This is a genomic window from Bacillus sp. NPDC060175, assembly GCF_042728695.1.
Taxonomy (GTDB): Bacteria; Bacillota; Bacilli; order Bacillales; family Bacillaceae_G; genus Bacillus_A.
Map to the genome: position 1 here is coordinate 13,416 of NZ_JBHWYR010000065.1, position 15,396 is coordinate 28,811.

14 protein-coding genes and 1 pseudogene are annotated in these 15,396 nt (G+C 32.3%); 4 read left to right on the forward strand and 11 right to left on the reverse strand.

Translation table 11 applies throughout. The features are described 5' to 3' along the window. Positions 1-104: 104 nt before the first annotated feature. From ACFWDE_RS24035 to ACFWDE_RS24045, 3 genes are read right to left on the reverse strand one after another with little or no spacing between them, the layout of a single operon-like run. On the reverse strand, positions 105-983 hold the full coding sequence (locus ACFWDE_RS24035; RefSeq protein WP_377895179.1) for an SDR family oxidoreductase: 879 nt from the start codon (positions 981-983) through the stop codon (positions 105-107). A 1-nt stretch (position 984) separates the two neighbouring features. Next, entirely contained in the window at positions 985-1,332 is a 348-nt protein-coding gene (locus tag ACFWDE_RS24040; RefSeq protein WP_377895180.1) for a peptidase associated/transthyretin-like domain-containing protein, read from the reverse strand. A 20-nt stretch (positions 1,333-1,352) separates the two neighbouring features. Beyond that, positions 1,353-2,723, reverse strand: a complete 1,371-nt coding sequence (locus ACFWDE_RS24045; protein ID WP_377895182.1) for an aminotransferase-like domain-containing protein — start codon at positions 2,721-2,723, stop codon at positions 1,353-1,355. A 127-nt stretch (positions 2,724-2,850) separates the two neighbouring features. On the opposite strand from ACFWDE_RS24045, the gene ACFWDE_RS24050 reads away from it, so the two are divergent. Both ACFWDE_RS24050 and ACFWDE_RS24055 read left to right on the forward strand, forming a co-directional pair. Next, a complete protein-coding gene (locus ACFWDE_RS24050; RefSeq protein WP_078175012.1) occupies positions 2,851-3,789 on the forward strand; it encodes a DMT family transporter in 939 nt (312 codons plus the stop codon). Positions 3,790-3,806: 17 nt separating this feature from the next. Then, positions 3,807-5,498, forward strand: coding sequence for a M3 family oligoendopeptidase (locus ACFWDE_RS24055; RefSeq protein ID WP_078181656.1), 1,692 nt, complete (start codon positions 3,807-3,809; stop codon positions 5,496-5,498). Between the two features lie 69 nt (positions 5,499-5,567). On the opposite strand, the gene ACFWDE_RS24060 is transcribed toward ACFWDE_RS24055, so the two are convergent. Continuing rightward, on the reverse strand, positions 5,568-6,644 hold the full coding sequence (locus tag ACFWDE_RS24060; protein WP_377895184.1) for a helix-turn-helix domain-containing protein: 1,077 nt from the start codon (positions 6,642-6,644) through the stop codon (positions 5,568-5,570). A gap of 327 nt (positions 6,645-6,971) precedes the next feature. Between ACFWDE_RS24060 and ACFWDE_RS24065 the strand changes: the two genes are divergently transcribed. Beyond that, positions 6,972-7,949, forward strand: a complete 978-nt coding sequence (locus ACFWDE_RS24065) for a phosphotransferase enzyme family protein (protein WP_377895185.1) — start codon at positions 6,972-6,974, stop codon at positions 7,947-7,949. Between the two features lie 115 nt (positions 7,950-8,064). Here ACFWDE_RS24065 and ACFWDE_RS24070 read toward each other — a convergent pair whose 3' ends face one another. The 5 genes from ACFWDE_RS24070 to ACFWDE_RS24090 all read right to left on the reverse strand — a co-directional run bounded on the left by ACFWDE_RS24070 (position 8,065) and on the right by ACFWDE_RS24090 (position 12,665). Next, entirely contained in the window at positions 8,065-8,520 is a 456-nt protein-coding gene (locus ACFWDE_RS24070; RefSeq protein ID WP_377895186.1) for a cupin domain-containing protein, read from the reverse strand. Between the two features lie 248 nt (positions 8,521-8,768). Beyond that, positions 8,769-10,148 (reverse strand): dihydrolipoyl dehydrogenase, encoded by a 1,380-nt coding sequence (lpdA, locus tag ACFWDE_RS24075; protein WP_377895188.1) that lies wholly within the window; start codon positions 10,146-10,148, stop codon positions 8,769-8,771. A 204-nt stretch (positions 10,149-10,352) separates the two neighbouring features. After that, positions 10,353-10,949: a TetR/AcrR family transcriptional regulator gene (locus tag ACFWDE_RS24080; protein ID WP_377895190.1), complete on the reverse strand. Its 597-nt coding sequence runs from the start codon at positions 10,947-10,949 to the stop codon at positions 10,353-10,355. A 97-nt stretch (positions 10,950-11,046) separates the two neighbouring features. Next, a complete protein-coding gene (locus ACFWDE_RS24085; RefSeq protein WP_377895191.1) occupies positions 11,047-11,754 on the reverse strand; it encodes a phosphotransferase family protein in 708 nt (235 codons plus the stop codon). A gap of 116 nt (positions 11,755-11,870) precedes the next feature. Beyond that, positions 11,871-12,665: a VOC family protein gene (locus tag ACFWDE_RS24090; protein WP_377895193.1), complete on the reverse strand. Its 795-nt coding sequence runs from the start codon at positions 12,663-12,665 to the stop codon at positions 11,871-11,873. A 251-nt stretch (positions 12,666-12,916) separates the two neighbouring features. Between ACFWDE_RS24090 and ACFWDE_RS24095 the strand changes: the two genes are divergently transcribed. After that, entirely contained in the window at positions 12,917-13,360 is a 444-nt protein-coding gene (locus ACFWDE_RS24095; RefSeq protein WP_002200421.1) for a carboxymuconolactone decarboxylase family protein, read from the forward strand. 109 nt (positions 13,361-13,469) lie between these two features. Here the strand turns inward: ACFWDE_RS24095 and ACFWDE_RS24100 are convergent. Both ACFWDE_RS24100 and ACFWDE_RS24105 read right to left on the reverse strand, forming a co-directional pair. Further along, a pseudogene (locus ACFWDE_RS24100) lies at positions 13,470-14,299 on the reverse strand (alpha/beta hydrolase). Between the two features lie 137 nt (positions 14,300-14,436). Beyond that, positions 14,437-15,189, reverse strand: coding sequence for a class I SAM-dependent methyltransferase (locus tag ACFWDE_RS24105; RefSeq protein ID WP_377895195.1), 753 nt, complete (start codon positions 15,187-15,189; stop codon positions 14,437-14,439). Between the last annotated feature and the right edge of the window lie 207 nt (positions 15,190-15,396).

Here is a 15,396-nt window from a genome sequence, read left to right on the forward strand (position 1 = left end):
GTTTAATTTTGTTCTTAGAAATACAATAATCGCCTACTCACAAATTTGATGGGCGATTATTATTTTTGTTTAATAATTGCTGTATTTCACATCATTTTCAAATCTTAATTTTGATTTAAAACATGCTCCTCAAAATATTCCCCCCAATCTGGGCGTCTTCCATCCATATCTGTAAATCCATACTCTCTTCCTAATTCCCATGAACTTAACGCTCGTCCAGTTTTTTCATGAACATTTGAGTCACTTGCCAAAGCTGCGACTGCTCTTCCAACGAAGAAAGGTGTTTCTGATGCTATAAAATGAGGATCTTGTTTAGCTCCTTCTTGCCAGTTCTCCTCTGTTACACCAAATATATCGAGCATCGCCTCTGAACGAAGGAATCCTGGACTAACTGCAACTACTGTTATATTGTGTTGTTCTAAATCTTTCGCCATTGCTTCTGCTAAATGAATTGTTGAGATTTTTGCTAAACTATAATATAAATTACCTCGGTATTGATAGTCGACACCATCTGTAATTTCAATTACAAGTCCCTTGTTATTTTTCACCATTAACGGTACACCGTAATGGCTTGTCATTATATGAGAATGAACAGCTCTTTGTTGCATAAGTAGTCCGTTATGTAGGTTGTGTTCCCAGAAAGGTTTCTCCCATTCCGTTAAAGGATCTCCGCCCCAAACATCATTTACTAAAATATCAAGCTGCCCATTTTGTTCCCCTTGAATCTTTTTAAATAATGCTATAATATCTTCTTCTACTGTATGGTCAACACGAACTGCTATTCCGATTCCGCCTTGCCTTGTAACAAGCTCTGCAGTTTCTTCAATCGTTTCAGTTCTCCCCATACAGGATAAATTCCCTTTTGTACTTCTTCCTGTTACATATACAGTTGCGCCAGCTTCACCAAGCATCATCGCAATACCTCTTCCAGCACCTCTTGTTGCACCTGCTACAACTGCTACTTTTCCTTGTAATGGTTTCATTTTATTCACCTTCATTTTTATAATTCAACTTTATAACTTGCTTTCTTTCATACTTCCTCGTATAGATTTCGTTATTTGGAGTAACTAATTGTAACGTAATGTCACCACAAACGCCATTTGTAATTTCAAATTCACCTTGTTCATTTGAAATACTACGTTCCTTACTTTCAATTGAATCCTCATAAATTTTCACATTTGATATAGGTTCGTTATTTTGATCTACGATTATACCCCTTGAATACATACCAACTGCTATGCATTGATCATCTTCTATATAATATTTAGTAACTACCATCGCTCCAATTACTATAGTAATACATATAAATAAGGTTATTAATTTGCGTCTCACAACAAACCTCCTTATTCGTATTATTCTTTTTTAAATTGAAAATTTAGACGTTCTGATTGTTTGATTTCCTCAATTACTTTGCGTATACCTTCTTCTATCTGATTTTCTTTTACATTCGATACATTTAACTTTAACAGTCTTTCTTTAGGAAAATCCCTTACATAATTTTTATCAATAGTATCAATATTTATTTGAAGATCACTTAATTTTTGTAAGAACATTTCCGAAATACTGATTTTATCTATTTCTAAACAAGTATGGATTCCTATTGTATTATACTTTTTATATGTAAATAAAAGTGGGTTTTCATTATGCACTTTTTCTAATATTTCTGCTAGTTTTTTTGATCTATTATTATAGGAGGATTTAATTTTATTTTTATGGCGTTCGAACATACCACTCTTTATATAAATTTCTAAAGCAGCTTGAGATATCATTGGACTATCGATGTCTAAAATCTTTTTATATTTATGGAAAGCATTTGCAATAGCTGGTGGAATAACCGCCACACCGACTCGTAAACCTGGAAAAATAATCTTCGAGTAACTTTTCAAATATATGACATGATTACAATTATGTAAGCTATATAACGGATCTGCTTTTGAATCTGTTTCTAAATCTGCTAAATAATCATCTTCCACTATAAATACATTATACTTCGTGGCCAATAGCACGATTTTTTCTTTCTCATCTTTAGAATAAGACGTTCCAAGTGGATGATGATATCTCGGTATCGTATAAAAGAATTTTATTTTTCCTGTTCGAAATATACGTTCTAATTCATTCAAGTCGATGCCTTCATTCGTACGTTTAATGCCGATTACAGGAATTTTATTTATTTCTAGATATTCAATATATAAATGATATGTTGGCTGCTCAATTAATATCGTTTCGTTTTCATTCGGAAATGGTATAGAAGTTAGTATTGCAAGTGCTTGCTGCACACCTGATGTGATAAAGATATTTTCTTCTTTTGTAAAGACTTGATAATTTGCCAGCTGTTTTTGAATAACTGGAATTAAAGATGGTAAACCTTTCGGTGTTCCGTATACAAACAAATCATTTTTATATGTATCAATTGCCTTATTAATACAATGTTGAAAATCTAAGTATGGAAAAACATCTGGATCTGGTGCTGAGGAAGCAAAATCAATCATCTCGTTATTTTCTATGTAACTCCCAGATTTCTTAACAACGTAGTATCCACTTTGAGGTACAGAATAAATAATATGACGCTTTTCTAATTCATGCAGCGCTCGTATTACAGTCGCCTTATTACATTCATATTGCGTGACGAGTGACCGTATAGACGGTAATTTCTTTCCTTCTTTTATCTCACCATTTTGAATCACACTTTCTAAATCGTTTAAAATATGTAAATACTTATACATCATTACCACCCCAATATTTAAGTTGTACCGGTACAGTTTGTATTTGTTCACATTGTAGCACTAGATCAGAAAGATTACTATATACGTATACTGGCCAGTAAGAAATCAACTACTATGAGGTGAAATTATGAAAAATACAACAAAAGCATATATATCCGCATTACTCTATTCATTTATTATTGGATTTTCATTTATGTTTGTGAAACTAGCACTAACCATTACGAGCCCTCTTGATACTCTTGCTCACCGTTTTACAGTTGCTTTCATAGCAGCAAGCATTCCGGTTATTTTTGGTTTTGTAAAGTTAAATATATCATTCAAAAACATACTTGCCCTTTTACCACTTGCAATATTTTATCCAGCACTGTTCTTTGCTTTCCAAGCATTTGGTCTAGTATATACAAGTTCATCTGAAGCTGGAATTATACAGGCTGCTATCCCTATATTTACGATGATACTCGCTTCCTATTTTTTAAAAGAGTATACAAATATATGGCAAAAAACATCTGTACTCGTTTCTGTCATCGGTGTCATTTATATATTTATCATGAATGGTATCGGTGCCCATGAAACTAGCTTCATCGGAGTTATTCTCATCCTGTTATCGGCATTATCATCTGCTTGCTACAATGTATTAGCTCGAAAAATGACAAAGAAATTCAAGCTAATGGATTTAACCTACACAATGACAGCAATCGGTTTTATTAGTTTTAATTTAATCGCTATCGCTGATCATATAAATAAAGGCACAATAACTATGTACTTTAAGCCATTTACAAACGGTACATTTCTTATATCCATTTTATATTTAGGATTACTATCATCCTTACTAACGGCCTTATTATTAAACTATTCATTATCTTATATTGAAGCAGCTAAAATAAGTGTTTTTAGCAACTTATCTACACTTATTACTATAATTGCAGGTGTTGTATTCTTACACGAGCAAATTGCCTACTATCATATTATCGGTACACTTATGATTGTTCTTGGCGTAATAGGGACAAATTTTTTTGGTAAAAAAGGAATTATAACGAAAAAGAAGAATATCTCCATGAATAAATAAAAAGTGAGGGATATATAATGCAGAACTCTAATACGATTGATATTCGTAATTTACATGAGCTTGAAAAAGAATTGTCTACTTTATTAAATACGTCTATTTCTTCTGGAGAAGATTTAGAAAACTGGCTAAAAGCTCAGTCGAAATTAATATCTGAAATCGAAGAACAATTAAGATCACACTATATTGCTTTTCAATGTAATACAGATAACAAAGAAATAAAAGATACGTTTGAATATGATCAACAATATGTAAGGCCTCTTTTGAAACGTTATCAAAATTCATTTGATAATACATATTTAGAATCACCATTTCGAATGCAACTAGATCCAAAAACTTATAGCATACTTGATAAAAAAATAAAGAATGCACAAACATTATTTTGTGAGAAGAACATTGATTTAGAAGTAAAAGAAGACAAATTAGTAACCGAGTACTTCGAAATCACAGGCAGTTTAACTGCACTATGGGATGGCGAAGAAAAAACAATTACTGAACTACAGTCTTACTTACAAAATCCGAATCGTGATATACGAAAAAAAGCAAAAACGCTCATTTCTGAAAAATTCTTATCTGTTGAAAATAATTTACAACATATTTTAAATGAATTAATTGCAATCCGTCACCAAAAGGCAAAAAACATTCAATTAGATAATTATCGTGATTATATGTTTAAAAAATATGAACGTTTTGATTATACGGCTGATGATTGCTATGAACTGGCTGAATCAATACGACAATATGTTGTGCCACTTACAGATAAAATATTAAATGAGAAAAAAGATGAACTTCAAGTGGATATCCTTCGTCCATGGGATGTAGTAGCTGTAGCTCCCAATCAAAAAGTGTTAAAACCTATTCAAAATGAAAAAGAGTTAATTGAAAAAAGCACTCACATCTTCAATAAACTAGATATTGAATTTTCAGCACTACTAAACCGAATGTATGAACATAATTGCTTAGATTTAAGAAGTCGTAAAGGAAAAGCAGCTGGTGGTTTTTGTGAGTACTTACCGGCCTCTCAATTATCTTTTATTTTTATGAACCTTAACTATACACAAGATGACATCCTTACTTTCATTCATGAAATGGGCCATAGCATTCATAATGAATGCATAAAGCAACTAAAGATACGACAATATATAGAAATCCCCGCTGAGACAGCTGAATTAGCTAGTATGACAATGGAATTATTCTCGATAAAATATTGGGATGCATTCTATAAAGATAAAAAAGATTTGAAACAAGCAAAAGTTAACTTCTTTAAAGATATTATTACTTATCTTCCAGGTATGCTAATAGTTGATCAATTCCAACACTGGCTTTACGAAAATCCAAATCATACATTTGAGGAAAGAAATGAAAAGTACTTAGAGCTTCAGAAAACTTATCAATCTAGTGTAGTAAATATTAATGGTTATGAAAACTGGTTTGCAACTGGCTGGTTACCTGTACTACATATTTTTGAAGTACCATTCTATTATATCGAATATGCGATTGCACAGCTCGGTGCACTGCAAATGTATAAGCAATATAAAGAGAATCCTAAACAAGCACTACAAAATTATAAAAAAGCATTGTCTTTAGGTAGTACTAAGACTATTAAAGAAGTGTATGAGGCAGCCGGCATTCACTTTGATTTTTCTGGAAAAACAGTTAAAGATTTAATGGCATTTGTAGAAGAAGAATTAAATTTACTTGAACAAATATAAGTAAAAAGATGCACCTTTCCTTTTAGGTGCATCTTTTTACTGTATTTTCTTCTAATTAGTTTTCAATTTTCATCTCACTTTATTAATAAGCTCTATATATTGTAGGTCCCCATATCCTATTGTTGGAAAAAGATTAAACAACCTTTTTAGTAACTCTTGTTTTGGTAAACCTTTATTTTTGGAGATATACTTTACTACTACATTATTTTCTTTTAGCATTTCTAAATATAAATCTATCGCCTGATACATTACAGGTAGTACCTCATGAGATAGCTTTTTATGATTTACTAGAACTTCATTGTAAACAGAAAAATAGTTCCCTAATTCAAGTTCAATTTGACTTACTTTAAATTCATCCTCTCTGAAGCTATTTAAGTATACTTTGCCCTTATAACCAGACTGTTCAAGGTAAGAAAGTACGGTAAGTAGATTCATTTGGCAAAACATATCCTCACCAAACCATAAAACGATACATTTATACTCTTTCTTAAAAAGATTCTCTAAAGGATGAATAACCTTTTTCATATAATTTTCTACAGTACCTTGGTGTCCTTCTGCTCTTGTTTTAATAAACTCATCATCAAAAAGCTGTGTAGTAGTCGCATTTACACACATCGCTTCATTAAATGGAGCGTAATCAGACTCCCCCATTAGTTTTTCACCTTTAAATTCTTCATACATAAATTGACCATTTAATATGTTTAGTACATCTTTATCAAACAGCTCACTCTTCGCATTTCGTAACTGATCAACTTCAATTTTTCTAGAAAAATTCATTCTATCCCACTCCTTTCCATTATTGATTGAGAGTTTAATAAATGATTGAACGGGCTTTTTGTTAAGTTGGAATTCTCTTGGGGTTATACCAAAAACAGTTTTAAAATCTCTACTATAAGCCTCTTGTGAAGAGTAATCATAATCAAATGCGATATCAATTATCTTTCTATCATTCGCCAAATCTTCCGTTGATAAATACAATCTTCTGAGAAGAATATATCGTCTAATACTTATCCCTGTTACTTGATGAAATTTAAAAGAACAGTAATAAGGAGAATATCCCATATAATTAGATAATTCATCTAATGAGAATTTACATTTCAAATTCTTATCAATCCAATCGATCATTAACTGTATATGTTCATTCATTTACCTCACTCCTTACAAAACATTATAAAAGGTATCCGTTTCTTTCTTTTGATATTTCTTGTGATTTATAATCATTAACGCCCCAGAACCTCTAAATACCATAGATAATTATTCATTTCATATTTTTTCAGCTATCTTATTTTGTCATACATTTACTTCACTTTCCAATAAAGTGAAACTTTAATCAGTGGGGTTTTTTTCCTCCCCTCTGATTATTATCCCGTACTAATCGGGCTTTTACGGGATAAATCTTTTTTAAAGGATTCTACCAAATAAAACACGAAATTTGTAATTTAAGGAACTAGTAGTTTTGTGAGTGGAAAATTTATGTTTGGAAAGGAAGTTAAAATGAATAATATAGAAAAAGAGATACTCAAACTAATTAATAAACTATATCCATTGGATTTTATTGAAATGACACCAATAACAAATGAAATGTATCAATGTCTCACGGCACAAGGTACTTACTTCGTTAGAATTACAAACTATAAAACATATGAAGAGCAATCAGAAGAAGTTACATATACGAACTTTTTATATCAAAAGGGCTTAGGAGTCTCTCCAATAATACCTTCTTTAAAGGGGAATTTAGTAGAGAAAATAACATTAGACAAAGAAGTTTTTGTTGTATTATATAAAGCTGCTCCTGGTATACATTTACCAAGAAACGAATGGAATTCTAATGTATTTAAAAAGCTTGGTCAACAAATCGGAAAATTACATCGTATATCTAAAAGCTTTGAAATCGCTAAACCGGTTAAACATATTAACGATTGGTATGAGAATGAAGAATATAATTTTCTTAAGTATATCCCTAAAGAAGAAACTACTATAAGAGAATTTGCGTCTGCCGTTTTAACTTCTATAAAAGAACTTCCAAAGAATCCTTCAAATTACGGCTTAATACACGGAGATTTATGGTTAGAAAACATATTGGTTGAAAATAATTCAAATTTAACAATGATTGATTTTCAAGACTGTGAGAAACATTTTTATATATTCGATTTAGCAGTCCCAATCTATAGTGCGATAGAATATTCATTCGTTGGGAATGGTAACATAGTCGGCTATGAGAATTCTATTACAAATGCAATAATCGACGGATACCAAGAAGAAAATGAGATTCCTAAAGAAATGATAGATCTATTTCCATTGTTTATTAAATTAAAGGAGATTTTTGAATATAGTTTAATGCATATGTATTGGGATAAAGAAGAATTAACTGAGGAACAAGTACGGATAATGAATCTTTATAGAATGAAGATTGAAAAAAGCCATTCTTTAAACACAGTTGGTTTCCTATGAAGTACACCCCAATTGTTACATTCAGTCTAACAATTGGGTGTACTTTTCTATAGCTAAGTTTTCTTCAAAAGACAAAATACAAGGAGCGAAACGATATTTAATCGTACAGTGGCACCTATTTTCCAAGCCATTCAACAGATTTATCTAGCCTAATACCATCCTCGATATTGCTTTCTTCCAAAGTATTTGCCTTAGCCTGAATACAAATAAAATAGAGAGGTTCACTTGAATTATTACGCCAAATTCTTTCCCCTTCTTGTGCTACTCTAATGACAGTGCCCTCTTTGATTTCAAGGATTTCATCATCAATCTTGAATTCCCCTTGTCCCTTGATAAAGATATACAGCTCTTCATTTTCTCTATGCTTATGATAAAAAGACATTGAAATACCTGGAGGAAAAACATTAAGTGAAACTTCCATCCCTGTACATTGTAAGTCATCTTTAAGAAATACCTTTCCAGGAGCCTTAAATGGATTTCCATTTTTATATTGAAGCAAATCCTCCCATTTTCCTACTTGAACAGCACTAAAATTTTTACCTTCCATTGTTGAATTAACAAATTGACTCATTTGTATTCTCCTCTCATATTTGTTTTTCATGATTTCACTTTGTAATCTCTAATGAATCGAACAAAAAAAGAAACCAAACAGTCTCTTTTTTTGTAAAAAACAACTCAATTAATTGTCCATAATGTATCATTTGAAATGTACTGTCGATTTTGAACAAGGATCTAATCCTTCCTCTAGCTTCAGACTTCATCTTCATTTTATTTAGAATTTTTAAAAGGCGAAACAATTAAATTTTTATAAATTACTATCTATTTCAACTTGTAAATTAAGGTCTCAGCAGCTTCCATCACAACCGCACTTAGAGTTGGATGAGCATGAGGTGTTAATGCAATATCTCCAACTGTCATGCCTGATTCGATTGCTAAACCCATTTCGGCAATTATTTCTGATGCACCATTACCCACGATTTGAGCACCTACTAATACACCATCTTCTCTACGCACCAATAGCCTCAAGAAACCTTTTCCTTCATTTGATACAAGTGCACGACCGTTTGCTGAAAATGGCGATTGAACCACTTTTACTTCCATGCCTTCTGCCTTTGCTCGCTCTTCGGTATAACCGACCGTTGCTAATTCAGGGGTTGTGAAGCAAACTGCTGGGATTGCCAAATAATCAATAAATGATAGTTTACCAGAGATAGCTTCGGCAGCTACTTTTCCTTCGTAAAATGCTTTATGTGCAAGCTGTGGACCAGCAATAATATCACCGATAGCAAAAATGTTCGGACGGTTAGTACGACATTGTTGATCAACCTTTAATAAACCACGGTCAGAAAACTCAATACCGATTTTTTCAAAACCCATATTTTCAGTATTAGGGCGACGGCCAACTGTTATTAATACGTAATCAGCATCAACTTTCTTTTCTTCACCACCAATTTCGTAGGTAACAATTACACCATTTTCAACTTCTTCAACACCTTTAGCTGATGCATCTACTATTACTCTAACACATTTGTTTATAAGGTCTTCTTTCACAATTTGAGTCATTTGTTTATCGAAGCCAGTTAAAATGTCTTTACCTCCTTCAATAATTGTTACTACAGAACCAAGGGAAGCGTAAGCAGAGCCTAATTCAGTACCAATGTAACCGCCACCGATTACAACCAATTTACTTGGAACTTCAGTTAAATTAAGTGCACCTGTAGAATTAATCACACGTTTTGTAAATTTAAATGTTGGAATTTCAACTGGGCGCGATCCAGTAGCTATAATTGCATTTTTAAATGTATATGTTTGAACTGCATCTTTATTGGTTACTCGTATAGTGTTAGCATCTATGAAATAAGCTTCACCTTTTATCACTTCTACTTTATTGCTTTTTAATAACCCTTCTACACCACCTACTAATTTTTTTACAATGCTGTTTTTAAATTCTTGTACTTTTGCGAAGTCCACATTTACACCAGAAGAAAAAATACCCATATTTTCTGAATGCTTTGTTTCCTCAAAGCGATGACCTACAGAAATAAGTGCCTTAGATGGGATACAGCCGACGTTAGCACATACTCCACCAATATTTCCTCTTTCTATAATTGCCACTTGTTGTCCTAATTGTGAAGCCCTAATTGCAGAAACATATCCTCCAGGTCCAGAGCCAATAACGATTGTTTCAATCTCTCCCATATAGCTTTTCACACTCCTAAAAGAAAATTGGAAAACACTAGATCAAAATTTTTTATACTCTACACATTTTTCAATTTACAATTTTGTAAAAGTAGCATTCTTCTCTCATCCGTTTTTTCATAGTTCCATCATGGAATTTCTATTCAGGATCACCCCCTTAAAAAAGAAACTGAACGGTCTCTTTTTTGCGATAAAAATTACGGCTTACTTGGCCGTAATTTGTTTTTTCAACTCATCTAAAAGTCGTGACGATACTGTATCAATATAGACTGTATCTTGGTATAAGCGTGACAAAGCAAGTGCTCCTTCAAGAGAAGAAATCCAGATGATAGCAATCTGCTTTGCTTGCGTATCTGGTTTTAACTCACCTTTCTCAATTCCATTTGTAATAATCTTTTCAATCATTCCAAGTAATTGATTCATTGCTATCTGTGCTTGTTCTGCCATGGGAGGATGGGAATCATCTGCTTCTAACGTTACGTTCATGATTGGACAACCTCCAGGAAGAGGATCATTATGAACGAGAGATGTAAAAACAGAAATAAAAGTTTTTAACTTATCAAACGTATTGGATGCTTTTTTTATTTCTTCGACATAACGCACCTCCATTTGTGAGGTTGCATGCTGAAAGGCTTGAATAGCTAATTCATCTTTATTTTTAAAGTGACGATAGATGCCACCCTTCTCTAATCCAGTCTCTCGCATAATATCAGAAATTGAAGAACCACTATACCCTTTTACATTAAACAGGGCAGAGGAACGATCAAGAATCATTCTTTTTGTTAATTCACCTTTACGCATAGTGTCCTCCTAAAAGAAAACGTTTGGTCTCTTTTTAGTATATGACAAATCGAAAAGAATTAGCAAGAAAAAATATAGAAATGAAGATAGCTTTTATTTATAGAGATTTATTCTCTACCAATCTAGCCGCAGTAATTATAGGAGCCCACTGGAAAATTTCATCTCTTGATAAACCTGTATTTTTGCAATATATATGTAAATACATTTCAGCTAATTCCACTGAATTCTGTGAATACAATAAGTATGTCCGAAACACATCTGCGCGAATATCACCCGAACTAGCATCAACCCAATCTATAATTTTCATATCATCATTGCTCATAATTAAATTAAACGGATGAAAATCACCATGACATAATCTAGGTTCAAATATGATTGAATCTAACCTTTTTAATATATTTCCCTTTTGTTTTTCATCCAGATTATGCACGGAGTTAATTTGACGATAAAGTCTCTCTTTCATCGGTTCTATTTCATCCGGGCTCACAGATATAGCATGAATTTTTTGTTGTATACTTACACAAATACTTATGAAATGCTCCGCTTTACTCAAATTATTAAGCAAAAGCTCACCAACACTTTCACCTTCTACATATTCCATAATAATAGCTTGTCTACCTTGTATCTCTGTAACTTCAAATACTTTAGGAACGTGTAAACCACATGAATATGCATACTTTTGTTTTTGTGCTTCGTATAGAGATTCTGTATTAGGAAGATATTCTTTAAACAATTTCACAACTTTATTATCATTAAGATAAATTTCCGCTGTATTCCCTTTTGCAATCGGATTACCTAGATTCACTTCATTTCTCTCCTTAAAATAAATTAGAATAGCGCCTTACACTTCTCTATAAATTCACTGTAATCATAACGAAAACCTTTTTCACGAATATACAAAAAACTTACCACTCTCTATCCTTAAATAGAAAGTGGTAAGTTTAATTTTCTAGGAATATCGGAATGGAACTCTGGTGTATGCAAGACAGTAAATGAATATCCCTGTTGAATAAATGATACTTCATTATGTTTACATTCAAATGGAACACTATTTTTCTTAAAGTTATTTTGAATTTCTTGCAAAAATACACGATCCGGTGTTCCGAATGAAACACGTACTTCCGGTGGTAAAGCCTTCATCGCAATTGGAATCCAAGGTCGTTGCCACCAAGTTGCAACGATATATGCAGTGCCACCTATTACAAAGTTGAAAATCTCTCCATCTTCCATCGTTTTCATATTTAGATTTGATTTCAACCATTCCGTAAATACAGGCACACTTTTAACGGGAAGACCAATTTCCCTTACGTATAAAATGTTTAAGGGGGAATGCGGAACTAATACCTCCTCTTTAATATAACTATGTGCGATAATTTCAAGAAGATTTCCATCGCCATCTCTAAAGTATAAATTGAAAAGACTGTTCTCCTCATCAATTATATGACCATCTTTCCATTTCGCAATAAGTAATCCAGACCCTTCAAGCCATCTTGCTGTTTCATGAAATTTTGAAAATGGAATCTCAAAAGCGAAATGTGCAGGTGCAATTGGTTCATATACTTCCTGGAAACTAATTGTTGTGTATGGTGTTACTTCAAATTGAATAAATGATGCTGTTTCTTTTTTTATTGGAAAAGATAATATATCTCCGTATACTTGTTTTACTCCTTCTATAGAAACTGTTTGTAGTTTAATATCTGAAATGTGTGTAATCATTATAATAAACCTCCAAATTCATTATTTCTATTAGTATTGTATTTCAAAAACTAACAGAAAAAATCCATCTGGAGATTGAAACTTTAATTAACAAACTACTACTTTTGTATTAGAACTGTTACGTTAACATTTTCAGCTAATGCAATAAAATCTAAACTTTAAGCAGTTTTCGTTTTAGTACAAATAATTGGTATGAACGACCACATCAAGATATAATGAATAATATCTTAAGCTAAAAGGAGTGTTCTGTTGTGACTCAAAGAATTTCTTACTATGATGCTGCACCTGATGCTATGAAAATTATGATGGACATGGAAAAGTACACAAAACAATCAACGATTAATCGAACGACTAGAGAGCTTATTAAAATTAGAGTTTCTCAAATCAATGGTTGTGCTTACTGCATAGATTTACATACATCTGATGCACGAAAAATGGGAGAGACTGAACAAAGAATTTATTGCTTAAGTACTTGGGATGAATGTACTTTTTATACAGCAGAGGAAAAAGTCGCTATTGAACTAGCTGAGCATATTACACTTATTCCTACTAAAAGAGTTCCTGATTCCCTATATAAACGAGTATGTGAACATTATGATGAAAAACAATATATTGACCTTGTCTTGATTATTAATCAAATTAATAGTTGGAATAGAATTTCTATCGCGATGGGAAATACACCGGCAAAAAAATAACACTTTAAGCAAACAACTTACTCAATACGTTTTATTACATACGCTTCAAAAAGGTTGATTCTTATACATTACAAGAATCAACCTTTTTAAGTTATATTGTATAAAGACATTACCAATGGTTTTTTATTTCTTCTACTATAACTTCCGGGTAATCCCAATGTAACAGATGGGTAGAATCTGGGATTAGTTTTACTGTCGCTCTTGTTCTCTCACTAAAATACTCGCTGTCTTCCCTCTATATTCATCCCAAATTTCTGGTACTGTAGCACGAAGTAATATTATATTAGATGGTAACTCCTCATATATATCCATTGTTTCATCCTTGTGCATGCCTCTTACGATATTACCAGCTGTTGTACCTCTCGCATGCCAACATACTTTATTATTTATTTCTATACCAAGATCCTTAACTGCAAGTTCTAATAATGGAGACCACCTTGTATAAACTTCTTTTTCACTTTTAAGAAAATCATCCCCACTATTAAATACATACTCTTCAAAGTCCTTTTCATAATAAGCAATTTCTTCTTCCAATGTTTCTTCTTTAAGCCTTTTCGTTTGATACCCTCCATCAATGAGAATACTCCCTAATACCTTTTCTGGATTATTTAATAAATAAAATAGCGCTACAAAACTTCCCCAAGAATGTGATAGAAAATAGAAATGTTCAATTTTCAGTTCATTTATTATTTCATTTAACCAATTTGCTAAATTCTGCATCTCATAATCTTCTGTTCTTTCAAAGGGCGGTGTTTTACCATGCCCAGGTGCATCAATGGAGATGATTCTATACTCTTCCTTTAATTCTTCTGCAATTTCTATAAAACTTAAACTTGTACTACCTAATCCATGTAAACAAAAAATAACGGGTTTATCATTATTCCCCCACTCAGTAATATGTACATTTATCCGGTCATTATTAATAAAGTAACGTTTCATAATAATTATCCTCCATATTTTGATTTTTGGATTAACACTTAACTTATTTCTATTTTTTAAAAGTTTTCCCTGCATTCTTTTCCACACAAAAAAGCTGATTTTCTTTAAAAGAAAATCAGCTTTTACGCTAAAATACATTATGATTTAACAGCAATTATCATAAATCTTTTTGAATTCGTACGAATCCCTTTTTCAGAACTATTAGCGTCAATAAACTTTTGTAAAATATTAAAGTCCTCTTCCTCTTCACCAAAATTAGGAATAATAGGTGTATGTTTTAATAAGAAAATGAGATCTTCAGGTGTACTGTAATAATCGATAACATCGTATTCACGTACTTGCACGGGTTCAAATCCTGCATTAATAAGTTCATCCATATATTTTTCTTTTAAAATACCATCTCTTTCGCCTAAGCATTGCCCTCTGCCAAATGCTTCTTTGAGATTTAATTTATCATGTTCGCAGACTTGTTGTGTTAAGAAAAAAGAACCTTTTTTCATTACTTTTGCCAATTCAGATGCTATAAACGGTGCATGACAACTAGAAGCAATATCAAAATAAGCATGCGGAAACGTTAAAGCTTCCGAACCCATTTGGAGAAACTCAACATTTTGTACACCTGCTTTTTTCAAGTTGGAATGTGCTGTTTCAATCATGCCATTAGAATTATCTATTCCAATTAACAATTTAGCTGAAGATGCTATATTAAGTACATTCTCTCCTCCGCCTGTACCCACATCAAGTAGCAAGTCTGATGGTTTGCATCTTTCTTTCACTTCGCCATAAAAGTCCCAAGTGTCTCCTACCGTTTCACATTTCACCTTACTGAAATCCCACCCATTTAATCTTCCTACTTTATCATAAAAGTTTTTATACTCTAATTCGTTCATTTTATTATTTCCCCTTTACAAAAATGCATTAAATGTTTAATTCTGATGATCCTTGAAATAGACCCATAGTTGATATTATCGTAAAAGGGCCTACATCTCCTTTTATACCTGCTACGCATTTTTTCAGCCCCGAATAACTAGTTACTTCGAACAATACGCCATTCCATCTATCCCACCTCATATGGAAGATTATATGTATAAAAGCCT